Here is a 12,289-nt window from a genome sequence, read left to right on the forward strand (position 1 = left end):
GCAACAGGCGGCCCTGCAGTTCCGCCGTACCGTGCTGCAGGCCTGGCATGAAGTGGACGATGCCATCGACGGCTATGCCGCCGAACAGCAGCGTGCCGCGCAGCTGCACGTGGCGGTGGATGAGAGCGAGACGGCGCTGGGTGCGGCGCGTCGGCAGTACCAGGCCGGCGTGGTCGACATGCTGGATGTATTGAGCACCCAGCGCATCGCGCTGGACAACCAGGCCGCGCTGGCCAACAGCCGGGCGACCGCCGCGATTGCACGCGTAGAGCTGTATCGCGCCCTGGGCGGCGGTTGGTAAGGCGCAGGTTGGGTAGTGCCGGCCGCTGGCCGGCAGGTGCCGTCTGCATGAGTTGCCGGCCAGCGCCCGGCACTATCCTGGCAGGCAGCCCGCGTCAGGCCGCCGGCTTTTCGCGTTTGCGGAACAGCAGATAAGGCCAGATACCGATCAACACCGCTGCGATGACCGTGCCGTAGACCAGCGCGAGCACTGACTTGCCCGGCTCGGTCCAGACCATGCCCAGCAGAAGCAGGCCGAACACGATGGTCGGCCCGCCCAGCAGGATCATGGCGAAGGTCTTTATCCGTCCACTGGTGGGCGCATTGGCGAGCTTTCCGACCATGTCGGTACCACCGAAATGCACCTGCAGTGCATCGCTGGTGGAACGGGCGGGCTGCGGTTTTGCGGGTTCCGGCGGTGCCACCGGCTGCTGCAGGTCCATTTCCCGAGGCGCCGGCGGCAGCAGGTCCGACAGGTTGGTCTGCTCGATGAGCGCTTTCAGCTTGGGGTCCATGTGCAATCCGTGCGGTCACCGTTGGCGGCGGCACGATACCAGCACACCCAGGTGCCGGGTAGTGCCGGCCGCTGGCCGGCAGCTCGGCAAGGTGAAGCCGGTAGTGGCCAACCTTGGTTGGCAGCCTTCAGGAAAGCGCCAACCAAGGTTGGCGCCTACCAGAGGCGGAACTCAACGCACGTCGCGCAGTTCCCAGTGGTGCCCGGCCAGCAGGCGCAGGCGCTGCTTGAACACGTCACTGTCGATGCGGGTGGTGGCCACCAGGTTGATGCGCAGGTCCTTCTGCTCACCGGTCACGGTGGCCTCCGGATCGGTCGCGCCCCACTGCGGCTCCACCGCATCCGGGTCCGGCTGCTTGTCGCGCCAGCGCTCGAACAGGCTGCCATTGCGCAGCGCGTTCTGCAGTTCTTCGGCGAAGCCGGCAGCGCCCTGCGAATGGAAAGACAGGTCGGGGTCGTTGCCGCGGGCCTTGGACGGTTCGGGCAGGCTGATGTGGTACTGCGCAGGCATGTTGATCTCCTTGAGGTGCGGCTAGGCTGGCATAGGCGCGGTGGAATCGATGTGCAGATTCCAGAGCGCGGTTGGCCTTCATTCAAATCGATGCGGCCCATCGGCAAAACCCACGGTGACCGCGCCCTTGCCGACGTTGACCATGCCGGTCAGGCTCATCACCGATTCGTACACGGTCACGCCATGGCCGGCGCAGACCTCCTTCATCTGCGCATAGCCGGGCAGGGCACGCAGCTCGTCCAGTTCGCCGCCGTAGCTGACGCACACGGTCGGCGTCATCAGGCCGGCGCGTACGCGCTGGCCGACCACGCCGAACAGCTTCAGCACGGCATTGTCGAAACCCTTGATCTTCGCCACCGGCCCGGTCTGCCCGCGATAACCATGCAACACCGGCTTGATGTCCAGCGCACTGCCCAGTGCGGCGCTGAGCAGGCCGACGCTTCGGTCGCCCTTGTGCCGGGCGCGGGCACGCATGTAGTACAGGTCGCGGGTGACCATGTAGCCGTGCACGTTGCCGGCCAGTTCTTCCAGGCGCTCGCGGATCTGCTGCACGCTGGCATCACTGGCGCGCAGCCGCACCGCTTCCACCGCCGTCACCGCCTGGGCGGCGAACAGGTTCTGGGTATCCAGCACGCGCAGCGCGAACGGCGAGTTGAAGCCGGCCGCCTGCCGCACCGGCTTGTAGTCGTTGAGGATGGCGAAGCTGGCCTGCAGTGCATTGTCGTGGATCGGGCTGCGGGTCTTGGTGATGGTCATGCAGAACACATGGTCGTAGTCGATCACCAAGCGTTGCAGGAACAGGTCGCGGATCTGGTTGACGCTGAAGGGGATGGTCTCCGCTTCGGCGCCGTGCTCGGCGACGTGCGCGTGCAGGAAGCTGAGCGTTGCCTGCTCGTCGCGGTGGTCGGCGAGCACCGCTTCGCCGATCCGCACGGTGATCGGCAGCAGCACGATGTTGTGCTCGGCAATGAAGTCCTGCGGCAGGTCGCAGGCCGAGTCGACGACGATTCCGATGCGCATCCGCGGCTCCCCCTCCAGGGCGGTTGTAGGTTCGGAAATGTGAAAACTATCTCAAAACGGGGGCGGGCGCGCGAGGGAAACGCGCCGCTCCCTGTTCAGCGACTGCGCTGCACCGCCACCGGCAGGGCCACCGCCTGCTGCCAGTCCGGCCGGTCCAGCAGGCTGGGGTCGTCCAGCACCGCCGCCATCAGCGGGTGGGTATCGTTGCCCCAGAACAGTTCGCCGTCGATGGCCAGGGTCGGCACGCCGAACACCCCGGCCTCGATCGCCGCCTCGGTGTTGCGTCGCAGTTGCTCCTTGATGGCCGGCTCGCCAATGGCCGCCTCTACGTCGCTGATACCCAGCCGGGCGGCGGGTTCGCGCAGGGCCTCGGCCGTGTCGCCGGCGTGGCCGTCGCGCCAGATCCAATCGAACAGCACGTCCACTGCCGCAGTGCTGGCACCGGCGGCCAGGCACAGGCGCAGGGCCGCCAGCGGATTGAACGGGTGCCCGGGCGGGAAGCGCAGTGGCGTGCCCTCGGCCTGCGCGGTCCACAGCAGCTGGCGGTACATGAAGCGGCGCTTGGCCGGGATCTCCGCCGGGCCCAGGTTGCCCAGATGGTGCAGTACCGCACCAAAGGCGATGGGCACCGGTTGGATGCGCCCGAACTGCGGCAGCTGCTTCACCTTCTGCCAGTGCAGGTAGGAATAGGGCGAGACGAAGTCGAAATACCAGCGCAGGGTGGGCATCGATGGCTCCTGGTTACGGTCAGGGTTGCGCGTTGCGCTGCAGGTAGCGGTCGCGCAGTTCGGTCTGGCGCGAGCGCATCGGCATCGCGCGGCCGCCCAGCCAGACCTGCTCGGCATAGTGCGCCACATCCAGCGGATCGCCTTCCCACAGCACCAGGTCGGCACGCTTGCCCGGCTCGATGCTGCCGATCTGGTCGGCCACGCCCAGCACCTCGGCCGGTACCCGGGTCAGCCCGGCCAGTCCGTCGGCCCAGGGCAGGCCGTTGGCCACCGCATTGCCGGCCAGCTGGCGCATCTTGCGTGCGTTGTGCGAGGCATCATCGCGCTGGGCGAAGGCCACCGGTACGCCCGCGCGCTGCAACCGCGCGGCGTTTTCCAAGGTGGCGCCGATCTGGTCGAAGGTCGTCGGCAGGTTGCCCAGTGCGTCGACGAACACCGGCACCTTGGCCGCTGCCAGTTCCGGTGCCAGCTGCCAGGCCTCGGCACCGCCGGCGACGGCGATCTTCACCCTCTCGCGGGCCGCCCAGCGCAGCAGCTGGCGGATGTCGGCCGCGCGGTCCACTTCCACCACGATGCGGCCCTGCCCGGACAGATAGCGGGCGAGCGTGCGGCGGCCGGCCGGGGTCAGCAGCGCATGCGGCGAATCGGCGGCCACCTGGCCGCGTGCCTCGTCCACCATCTGCTGCAGCAGCATCCACTGCGCCGCGCGCGATTGACCGGTCAGTTCAGATGCTGCAGCACCCAGGCGCAGGAACAGCGCGCGCGGGCCGATCGGGTCGGCACTGCCATCGAAACGCACCACGCCGCCCTGGCCGGCGACGAAGCCACCGCCGGTGGCCGCGCCCAGCGCAGTGAAGCCGATGCCGTCCAGGCGCGCCACCGGAATCAGCACGGATGCCGGGTTATAGGCCAGTGTCACGTCGAACTCCGGGCGTAGCGGCTGCTCGCCGATCTTCAGTGCGCTGTCGACCGTGCTTGATTCACCGGATACTTCCTCGATGCCGATCTCGGTGATGCCACCGAACAGGGCAGGGGTCAGCATGCGTCCCTTGGCTTCGACCACCGGCACACCGGCCGGTGTGGACAGGCCCCGGCCCACCGCACGGATGATGCCGCCCTGCACCAGCACATCGGCATCTTCCACGTTGCCACGTGCGCTGGCGGTAGCGACCGTCGCACCGCGCACCAGCAGGTCCTGCGCCGAGGCTGCGGTTGTCATCACCAACAGCGCAACCAAGGTAGCGCCGGGCCATGCCCGGCGGCGCTTGTTCAACATGCCCATCAGCGCAACTCCTGTCCAAGCTGGAAATCCGACCGCGGCGTTGCCGATGGCGTGCTGCGGTCGTACACACGGCGGCCATCGACGAACACCTGCTCGGCCAGTGCATACGAACTGAAGGGATTGCCGTTCCAGATCACCACGTCGGCCATCTTTCCGGCCTCCAGCGTGCCGGTCTGCGCCTCGATGCCCAGCGCCTTGGCGGCGTTGGCGGTCATCCAGGTGATCGCGCGTTCCGGCGCGATCTCCGGCATGTGCGCGCGGCGCGCGGCGGCCATCACCTTGGCTGCCTCCTGGTTCAGGCGCTGGATGCCCTCGGGCGAGTCGGAGTGGACGATGGCGCAGCTGTTCTTCGGCCGGTCGACCAGCGCGATGTTCTCGGCGATGCCGTCGAAGGCTTCCATCTTGAAGCCCCACCAGTCGGCCCACAGTGCCCCGCACACGCCTTCGGCCGCCAGCCGGTCGGCCAGTTTGTAGGCCTCCACGCCGTGGTGGAAGGCGGCCACCTTGAAGCCGAATTCCTTGGACAGGTCGAGCATGGTGGCCATTTCATCGGCGCGATAGCAGTGGATGTGCACGCGGATATCGCCCTGGATCGCACCGGCGAGCGTATCCAGCTTGAGGTCGCGCTTGCCGCCGGCATCACCGGCGCTGTCGCCCTTGTCGCTGCCGAACCAGCCCTTGCGCTTGGCCGGCTTCGGCTTGTTCTTGGCGATGTAGTCGGCTGCGTCGATGAAGGCTGCGCGGTAACCGGCCACGTTGCCCATCCGCGTTGCAGGTGCCACGCCCTTGCCGCCACCGTAGACGCGCTTGGGGTTTTCGCCGCAGGCCATTTTCAGGCCCCACGGCGCGCCGGGGAACTTCATTGCCTGGTAGGTGGTGGCAGGCACGTTCTTCAGCGTTACGCCGCGGCCACCGACCAGGTTGGCCGAGCCGGGCAGCACCTGCATGCTGGTCACTCCGCCTGCCAGCGCCGCCTGGAAACCGGGGTCCTGCGGCCATACCGAGTGCTCGGCCCAGACGTTGGCGGTGACCGGCGCGGTCATCTCGTTGCCGTCGCTGTGCGCGCCGACACCGGGGCTGGGATAGACGCCCAGGTGCGAGTGCACGTCGATCAGGCCGGGCGTCACCCACTTGCCGTCGGCGTTGATGCGGGTGACGCTGGCATCGACCTGCAGCGCATCGCCGACGGCGACGATGCGGCCATCGCGCAGCAGCACATCGGCGTTGTCGAGGCGCTGGCCGGTGCCGGTCAGCACCGTTGCGTTCTGGATCAGCAGCGGCCCATCGGGGTGCGCCTGGTAGGTGCTCGGGTAGGGATCGGCCACGAAGCGCGAAGCGCCCACGGCCGGCGCCGTGCTCAGCGATACCAGCGCCAGACCCAACCCGGCGCGCAACAACGTCGATGTCATGCAGATCCCCTTGGCAGCGTGTTCAACCCACCGACGCTAGCCGGGGAGCGGCGTGCTTGCCAAGTGTCCTTTTTCACGGGTCGCCATCGGCCATCTCGACGGCAACGACCGCCTCCCGGAAAATGGTGCTCCCCACGCCGTACCGGAGCGCCCATGAAGAGCAAGCAGGACATCGTCGACAACTGGCTTCCGCGCTATACCGGCGTGCCTCTGGACCAGTTCGGCCAGCACATCCTGCTGACCAACTTCGGGGGCTACCTGCATACGTTCTCCGCGCTGACCGGGGCGCCGGTGATCGGCCTGGACCGGCCGATGGCCAGCGCCACCATCGACGGCATCACCATGATCAACTTCGGCATGGGCAGCCCCAATGCCGCGATCATCATGGATCTGCTGTCAGCGGTGATGCCCAAGGCCGTGCTGTTCCTGGGCAAGTGCGGCGGGCTGAAACGCAAGAACGAGCTGGGCGACCTGGTGCTGCCGATCGCSGCCATCCGSGGCGAGGGGACMTCGRRCGACTACCTGCCGCCSGARGTGCCGGCCTTGCCGGCCTTCGCCCTGCAGCGTGCGGTTTCGACCATGATCCGCGACCTCGGCCATGATTACTGGACCGGCACCGTCTACACCACCAACCGCCGGGTCTGGGAGCACGACGAGGCCTTCAAGGAGCGGCTGCGGGCGATGCGCTGCATGGCCATCGACATGGAAACCGCGACGATCTTCGCTGCCGGCTTCGCCAACCACATTCCCAGCGGGGCCCTGCTGCTGGTTTCAGACCAGCCGATGATCCCGGACGGGGTGAAAACCGAGGCGTCCGACGCCAAGGTCAGCTCGCAGTTCGTGGAAAACCATATCCAGATCGGCATCGAGGCGCTTAAGCTTATCCGGCGCAACGGCAAGTCGGTCCGCCACCTGCGCTTCGACGAATGATGATGATGGCCTGGCGCGGCGCGCCGGCCCTGGGGAGTAGGTGATGGACGTTGCCGCGCAAGTGGTGGAATTCTGGAAGGACGCGGGCCCTGAAAAGTGGTTTGCCCGCGATGATGCGTTCGACGCGCGGTTCCGTACGCTGTTCGCGGACGAACACCACGCTGCCGCATCGCGCGCGCGCGAGCACTGGCTGGGCAGCGCCGAGGGCGCGCTGGCGCTGATGCTGCTGCTGGACCAGTTCCCGCGCAACTGCTTCCGCGGCACGGCCCATTCCTATGCCACCGATGGCCTCGCACGGCACTACGCCACGCGCGCGATCGAGGAGGGGCTGGACCTGCAGCTGGTCCCCAAACTGCGCGCCTTCATCTACCTGCCGTTCGAGCACTCCGAAGATCCGCTGGACCAGGACCGCTCGGTCGCGATGTTCGACGTGCTGGGTGACAAGGAATACCTGCAGTACGCCGAACTGCACCGCGACATCATCCGCCGCTTCGGCCGGTTCCCGCACCGCAATGCGGTGCTTGGCCGCATTCCGTCGCCGGAAGAACTGGATTACCTGGCCGAAGGCGGGTTCGCCGGGTAACCGGAACGTCAGCCCCCGCGCTTGGGACACGGAAGGAGTAGATCCACGCCATGCGTGGATGGGCTCAACAGAAAACGCCGGCTTTCGCCGGCGTTTTTCCTGTGCATCAAGCGCAGCCGATCAGTACTTCGGCACGCCGTTGTCCACTTCGTCCGACCAGGCATCGATGCCGCCGGTGACGTTGAACACCTTGCTGAAGCCCAGCGCACGGAACTGCTCTGCTGCCTGCGCGCTGCGGCCACCGTGGTGGCACAGGAAGGCCAGGGCGGTGTCCTTGGGCAGGGCTTCCAGCTCGGCGCGGCCGTTGCCATCGAAGCTCTTGAACGGCACGCCGACAGCGGCAATGGCGCGTTCTTYGGCCGGGCGCACGTCCACCAGCATCACGTTGCCGGCACGCACCAGGTCGTCGGCATCACGCACGCTGATTTCCTGCACCGGCTTGGGCGCGTTCGGGTTGTCGATCGCCAGGCCCTTGCCACGGATGTCGTCGACCCAGTCGATGGTGATGCCATCGGCGCGGCGGGCGCTGGCCAGGTCGAACTGCACGCGCAGGCCGTTGGACTCGGCGGCGATCGCGCCTTCATCGTACGGGGCCAGCTGGAAGTTCGGCTGGAAGCGGGCATCGATGCCCAACTGCAGCGACGCACCCGGCGAATCGGCCAGCGCGCCCTTCAGCATTTCCACCGCGGCCGGGGTGACGGTGATGCGCGGCGGGGTGCGGTCCGGTGCAGCCAGGCCCAGCACGCTGCTCAGCTCGCCGCTGGCGGCCATCTGCAGCACGATGTCGCTGCCGCCGACCAGTTCGCCGTCGATGTACAGCTGCGGGATGGTCGGCCAGTCGCCATAGGCCTTGATGCCTTCACGGATCTCCGCGTCAGCCAGCACGTTGACGTGGGCGAACTCCACGCCCAGGTCCTGCAGGGCACCCACGGCCTTGGCCGAGAAGCCGCACTGCGGCATCGACGGCTGGCCCTTCATGAACAGCACGACGCGGTTGTCGTTGAGGATGGTTTCGATGCGCGAACGCAGGGCGGGATCGAGGGACATGGCAGTCATGGGTCCGAAAAATTCGAATCATCAATTCTACCCCCCATGGCATCATGGGGCATGACCAACGCAGGAACATTGCATCGCATCCCGACCCAGCCCTGGCGCTGGGTGCCCTGGCTGGTGCTGTCGCAGCTGGCCGTGATCCTGGTCTGGGTGCTGGCGGGCTGGCACTGGGGCCTGGCCCTGATGGTGGCAAGCCACGCGTTGTTCATGGTGCCGGTGTTCCTGCCCAACAGCCGCTTCTACGCGCCGGTGCTGAGCCGGTTGCCCGAGGCTGGCAACAGCGTCTGGCTGACCATCGACGACGGCCCCAGTGAACAGACCCCGGCGGTGCTGGATCTGCTGGACCGGCACCAGGCGAAGGCGACCTTTTTCCTGGTCGGCGAGCGCGTATTGGCGCATCCGGCCCTGGTGGAGGAAATCCTGCGTCGCGGACACGACCTCGGCAACCACAGCCACAGCCATCCGCAGGCGCGCTTCTGGCGGCTGGGCCCGGGCACGATGGCGGCGGAGATCGAGGGCTGCCAGCGAGCGCTGCAGGCGGTGAGTGGGCGACCGGTGCGCTGGTACCGCTCGGTGGTGGGCATGACCAACCCGTTCGTGGCGCCGGTACTGCGCAAGCTGGGCCTGGTGCGCGTGGGCTGGAGCGCCCGCGGTTACGACGGCGTCGGCTGCACCCCGGATGGCGTGCTGGCGCGTCTGCTCCCGGACCTGCGCCCGGGCGCGATCGTGCTGCTRCATGAAGGTGCCGCACATGGCCACAACCTGGCCATCATCGAACGGGTGCTGCAGGTGCTGGACGAGCGCGGCCTGAAAGCCGAACTGCCGGCCAGGTGACCGGTGGCGCCGGGCCATGCCCGGCGAGCGCGCAGCGCGGCAAGAGCGAAGCGACCCGCGTTTGCCCTTCGCTTTTCTCCTGTCTTCCGTGGTGGACGCGCCCGTAAACCGTCCGTGTCCGGGTGGGGTGGGCTGCGCGGGGTATCCGCGCCATGGATGGCGCGGCTAAGCCCCCAAGGAGGGGTTCACGGCGTCCCCGCGCAGCCCATCCCGCCCGGGCAGCCCCCGTAGACAGCCGCCCACCACGAGGGGCTCAGCCGTTGGCCGCAGTTCCCGGCCGCTCGGCCACCAGCAACCAGCTGTTGAACGGCGTGCGCCCATGCAGCGGACGCAACGGAGCCACCTGCATGCCGGCAGCCGCCAGCGTGGCCTGCAGCCGCTGCGGATCCGGGTAATGGCGCGGTCGCGTGCCCATCCAGCCGACCAGCCAGGCCAGTCGGTCAGCCACCCGCGTGGTGCGGTCGCGGCGGTCGCCGGTCGCCAGCGGCGTGCGCAGCAGCAGGCGGCCACCGGGCGCGACCCGCGCGCTCACCGCGCGCAGCAGCTCCAGTTGCGGCGCTTCGTCCAGGTACTGCAGCACATCCAGCAGCAGCACATGTCCACCATGCACCGGCAACGGCGCCTGCACATCCAGACAGTCGAACCGTACGTCGGCCAGGCCACTGCCGGCGCGCTGCGCACGGGCGATCTTGTCGCTGTCCACGTCGACCCCGAGATACCGCTGCTGGCGGCCGCGCTGGCGAAGCACATGCGCGAACAGGCCCAGCCCGCAGCCCAGGTCGAGCACCGGCTGGCCGTCATCGGGAAGGTGCTGCAGTACGCCGTCATACAGCGGGTCGCTGCCCAGCTTGCCGCGCGTGTAGTAGTAATCGCGGCGGCTGCCCCAGGCCTGCATCGGCCGGAAGGACTCGGCGATCAGGCGCGCCTGCCCGGCATCCAGCGGCGAACAGGGCAGGGGCGTGCCGTTCCGTGGCGTGCCGTCCATCGTCTCAGTCCGTCCTGCCCAGCAGGTGTGCGGCCACCGGCAGCGCACGCGCGCTCCACAGCCCGTACATCCGTGCGGACGGGTGCAGGCCATCCTCGGCGATCATCGCCGGGTCAGCGCCGGTGTCGCGGCTGATATCGGTGATGTCGACGAAGGCCACGCCCTGCTGGGTGCTGATCACCTCGGCGGCAGCGTTGAACTCGTCGGTTTCCAGTTCGATCTGGCCCAGGTCGCGTCCGCTGCCTGCACCGTACGGCGTGGTGCCCCAGTCCGGGAAGGACAGCACCAGGACCCGGTCCGCACGGTCGCCGGCAAAACCAATCGCGCGCTGCAGCAGGGCCTGGAACTGCACCTGGTACTCGTCCAGCGGACGCCCGCGATACTGGTTGTTGACGCCGATCAGCAGGCTGACGAAGTCGAACGGCCCTTGCGGCGCCACTTCGTCGATGCCGGCGTCGAGCTCGTCGGTGGTCCAGCCGGTGGTGGCGATGGTCTGCGGGTCGCCCAGCGCGATGCCCTGCGCGCGCAGGGCGGCGGCGAGCTGATGCGGCCAGCGGCCGTCGACCGCGACCGCTTCACCGATGGTGTAGGAATCGCCCAGGGCCAGATACGACAAGCCCATCGATCAAGCCACCGACCGGCGGGGCTTCAGCGGCACCACCTTGGTGGCGTCTTCGGCACGGCGGGCGAGGGCGCGGTCGATACGGGCGAACACGTCACGCATCACCGACGCCTCCGGCAGCAGGGTCACGCGGAAGTGATGGCGGTAAGGCACGTTGAAGCTCGAGCCCGGCACCACCAGCACGCCGTCGTTGTTCATCAGGTCGAGCGCGAAATTATGATCGTCGAAGCCCTTGGCAGCGGCACCGACCACGGCCGGGAACGCGTACAGCGCGCCGGCGGGGGCAACCAGCGACAGGTGTTCGCTGGCCTCGCAGGCTTCGATCACCGCACGACGGGTTTCATACAGGCGGCCACCCGGTGCGCACAGTTCCGAAATGGTGTCCGGGCCGTTCACTGCGGCGTCGATGGCGTACTGGCCCGGTACGTTGGCGCACAGGCGCAGTGCGCCCAGCAGGTCCAGCGCGGYGCGGAAGTCGCCCAGCCGCGCGTCGTCGCCGCTGAGGTGCGCCCAGCCCACCCGCCAGCCGCAGGCGCGGTGCACCTTGCTCAGGCCGCCGAAGGTCAGGCAGGGATGGTCACCGGCCAGCGGTGCGACCGGCTGGAACACCGCGTCGTCGTACAGGATCTGGTCGTAGATCTCATCGACCAGCAGCAGCAGGTTGTGGCGGCGCGCGATCTCCACCACCTGCTCCAGCAGCTCACGCGGGTAGCTGGCACCGCTGGGGTTGTTCGGATTGATCAGCACGATGGCGCGCGTGCGCGAGGACACCAGCGTCTCGATCTCGCTCGGGTCCGGCTGGAAGCCGTTCTCGGCGGCACAGCGGTAATACACCGGGCGGCCATCGTTGAGGATGGTCGAGGCCGACCACAGCGGGTAGTCCGGCGAGGGCACCAGCACTTCGTCGCCCGGGTTGAGCAGCGCACGCAGCGACAGGTCGATCAGCTCGCTGACACCGTTGCCGACGAACACGCGGTCCGGATGGGCATCCGGTGCGCCACGGCGGGCGTAGGCGGCGGCGATGGCCTCGCGGGCGACCGGCAGGCCCTGCTGGTGGGTATACGGATCGGTGCGGCCCATGTCATCGGCGATCGCGCGCTGCAGGTGTTCCGGTGCACGGAAGCCGAAAGCGCCGGGATTGCCGATGTTGAGCTTGATCAGCTTGTGGCCCTGCGCTTCCAGCTCCCGGGCTCGCCGTGCCAGTTCTCCGCGGATTTCGTAGCGCACTTCGGAAAGGCGCTCGCGGATGACCAGGGGTTTGGGCGAGGGAGTGGACATGGGCGGTGGGCCGCAAAAGGCATGGGGCTTCCATGGTAGCGGAATTGCTGCAGCGCATGGCAAGGGCCGCAGGGCCCGCCAACATTGGGCTGGGCGGCACCACACAGGTAGAATGGCGGCGATGACCCAGACCCCCGATTTCACCGCTCTGCAGACCATTGGCTGGCCCTGGCCGGGCCCGCCGCAGCAGGCCGACTGGCAGGCCGTGATGGCCGCACACCCGCAGGCCCACCCGGCGCGGGTGATCGAGCAGCATCGCAC

The 12,289-nt window shown here is 68.2% G+C and carries 14 protein-coding genes and 1 pseudogene; 5 read left to right on the forward strand and 10 right to left on the reverse strand.

All coding sequences use genetic code 11. The annotated features are described in order from the left end of the window. Positions 1-301, forward strand: a 301-nt coding sequence (locus AC1VAN_RS01395) for a TolC family protein (RefSeq protein WP_480985134.1), incomplete at its 5' end; no start/stop codon positions are given. Positions 302-395: 94 nt separating this feature from the next. Here the strand turns inward: AC1VAN_RS01395 and AC1VAN_RS01400 are convergent. The 6 genes from AC1VAN_RS01400 to AC1VAN_RS01425 all read right to left on the reverse strand — a co-directional run bounded on the left by AC1VAN_RS01400 (position 396) and on the right by AC1VAN_RS01425 (position 5,743). Then, complete coding sequence (locus AC1VAN_RS01400) at positions 396-794, reverse strand: hypothetical protein (RefSeq protein WP_051584927.1); 399 nt, start codon at positions 792-794, stop codon at positions 396-398. A 171-nt stretch (positions 795-965) separates the two neighbouring features. After that, complete coding sequence (locus tag AC1VAN_RS01405) at positions 966-1,304, reverse strand: hypothetical protein (protein WP_025874099.1); 339 nt, start codon at positions 1,302-1,304, stop codon at positions 966-968. 78 nt (positions 1,305-1,382) lie between these two features. Further along, the gene (locus tag AC1VAN_RS01410) at positions 1,383-2,324 is read right to left on the reverse strand and encodes a DegV family protein (protein WP_032975417.1); all 942 of its coding nucleotides are present in this window, start codon (positions 2,322-2,324) and stop codon (positions 1,383-1,385) included. A 95-nt stretch (positions 2,325-2,419) separates the two neighbouring features. Beyond that, positions 2,420-3,052 (reverse strand): 2-hydroxychromene-2-carboxylate isomerase, encoded by a 633-nt coding sequence (locus AC1VAN_RS01415; RefSeq protein WP_032975418.1) that lies wholly within the window; start codon positions 3,050-3,052, stop codon positions 2,420-2,422. A gap of 19 nt (positions 3,053-3,071) precedes the next feature. Further along, positions 3,072-4,334: an amidohydrolase family protein gene (locus AC1VAN_RS01420; RefSeq protein ID WP_032975419.1), complete on the reverse strand. Its 1,263-nt coding sequence runs from the start codon at positions 4,332-4,334 to the stop codon at positions 3,072-3,074. After that, positions 4,334-5,743 (reverse strand): amidohydrolase, encoded by a 1,410-nt coding sequence (locus tag AC1VAN_RS01425; RefSeq protein ID WP_025874103.1) that lies wholly within the window; start codon positions 5,741-5,743, stop codon positions 4,334-4,336. Before AC1VAN_RS01425 ends, AC1VAN_RS01420 begins: the two co-directional genes overlap by 1 nt. Positions 5,744-5,896: 153 nt before the next feature. Between AC1VAN_RS01425 and AC1VAN_RS01430 the strand changes: the two genes are divergently transcribed. Further along, on the forward strand, positions 5,897-6,673 hold the full coding sequence (locus AC1VAN_RS01430; protein WP_480985135.1) for an AMP nucleosidase: 777 nt from the start codon (positions 5,897-5,899) through the stop codon (positions 6,671-6,673). Positions 6,674-6,716: 43 nt separating this feature from the next. Further along, the gene (locus tag AC1VAN_RS01435) at positions 6,717-7,256 is read left to right on the forward strand and encodes a DUF924 family protein (protein ID WP_032975420.1); all 540 of its coding nucleotides are present in this window, start codon (positions 6,717-6,719) and stop codon (positions 7,254-7,256) included. Positions 7,257-7,376: 120 nt separating this feature from the next. On the opposite strand, the gene grxD is transcribed toward AC1VAN_RS01435, so the two are convergent. Further along, positions 7,377-8,303: a Grx4 family monothiol glutaredoxin gene (grxD, locus tag AC1VAN_RS01440; RefSeq protein ID WP_480985136.1), complete on the reverse strand. Its 927-nt coding sequence runs from the start codon at positions 8,301-8,303 to the stop codon at positions 7,377-7,379. A gap of 60 nt (positions 8,304-8,363) precedes the next feature. Between grxD and AC1VAN_RS01445 the strand changes: the two genes are divergently transcribed. After that, positions 8,364-9,143, forward strand: coding sequence for a polysaccharide deacetylase family protein (locus tag AC1VAN_RS01445; RefSeq protein ID WP_282279607.1), 780 nt, complete (start codon positions 8,364-8,366; stop codon positions 9,141-9,143). A gap of 253 nt (positions 9,144-9,396) precedes the next feature. Here AC1VAN_RS01445 and AC1VAN_RS01450 read toward each other — a convergent pair whose 3' ends face one another. The 3 genes from AC1VAN_RS01450 to AC1VAN_RS01460 are packed head-to-tail and all read right to left on the reverse strand — an operon-like array spanning position 9,397 to position 12,028. Then, positions 9,397-10,128 (reverse strand): class I SAM-dependent methyltransferase, encoded by a 732-nt coding sequence (locus AC1VAN_RS01450; protein WP_032975423.1) that lies wholly within the window; start codon positions 10,126-10,128, stop codon positions 9,397-9,399. Between the two features lie 4 nt (positions 10,129-10,132). Then, positions 10,133-10,750: an SGNH/GDSL hydrolase family protein gene (locus AC1VAN_RS01455; RefSeq protein ID WP_032975424.1), complete on the reverse strand. Its 618-nt coding sequence runs from the start codon at positions 10,748-10,750 to the stop codon at positions 10,133-10,135. Positions 10,751-10,753: 3 nt separating this feature from the next. After that, the gene (locus AC1VAN_RS01460; RefSeq protein ID WP_480985137.1) at positions 10,754-12,028 is read right to left on the reverse strand and encodes a pyridoxal phosphate-dependent aminotransferase; all 1,275 of its coding nucleotides are present in this window, start codon (positions 12,026-12,028) and stop codon (positions 10,754-10,756) included. 112 nt (positions 12,029-12,140) lie between these two features. Here AC1VAN_RS01460 and AC1VAN_RS01465 point away from each other — a divergent pair. Next, a pseudogene (locus AC1VAN_RS01465) lies at positions 12,141-12,289 on the forward strand (ribosome small subunit-dependent GTPase A); the annotation flags it as partial.

The sequence above is a fragment of the Stenotrophomonas sp. 05L44_2 genome (assembly GCF_056665995.1).

Coding starts and splice junctions, on each gene's coding strand:
- AC1VAN_RS01405 (WP_025874099.1), bottom strand. CDS start 1,304: ATGCCTGCGCAGTACCACATCAGCCTGCCCGAACCGTCCAAGGCCCGC.
- AC1VAN_RS01450 (WP_032975423.1), bottom strand. CDS start 10,128: ATGGACGGCACGCCACGGAACGGCACGCCCCTGCCCTGTTCGCCGCTG.
- AC1VAN_RS01420 (WP_032975419.1), bottom strand. CDS start 4,334: ATGGGCATGTTGAACAAGCGCCGCCGGGCATGGCCCGGCGCTACCTTG.
- AC1VAN_RS01410 (WP_032975417.1), bottom strand. CDS start 2,324: ATGCGCATCGGAATCGTCGTCGACTCGGCCTGCGACCTGCCGCAGGAC.
- AC1VAN_RS01455 (WP_032975424.1), bottom strand. CDS start 10,750: ATGGGCTTGTCGTATCTGGCCCTGGGCGATTCCTACACCATCGGTGAA.
- AC1VAN_RS01400 (WP_051584927.1), bottom strand. CDS start 794: ATGGACCCCAAGCTGAAAGCGCTCATCGAGCAGACCAACCTGTCGGAC.
- AC1VAN_RS01435 (WP_032975420.1), top strand. CDS start 6,717: ATGGACGTTGCCGCGCAAGTGGTGGAATTCTGGAAGGACGCGGGCCCT.
- AC1VAN_RS01415 (WP_032975418.1), bottom strand. CDS start 3,052: ATGCCCACCCTGCGCTGGTATTTCGACTTCGTCTCGCCCTATTCCTAC.
- AC1VAN_RS01425 (WP_025874103.1), bottom strand. CDS start 5,743: ATGACATCGACGTTGTTGCGCGCCGGGTTGGGTCTGGCGCTGGTATCG.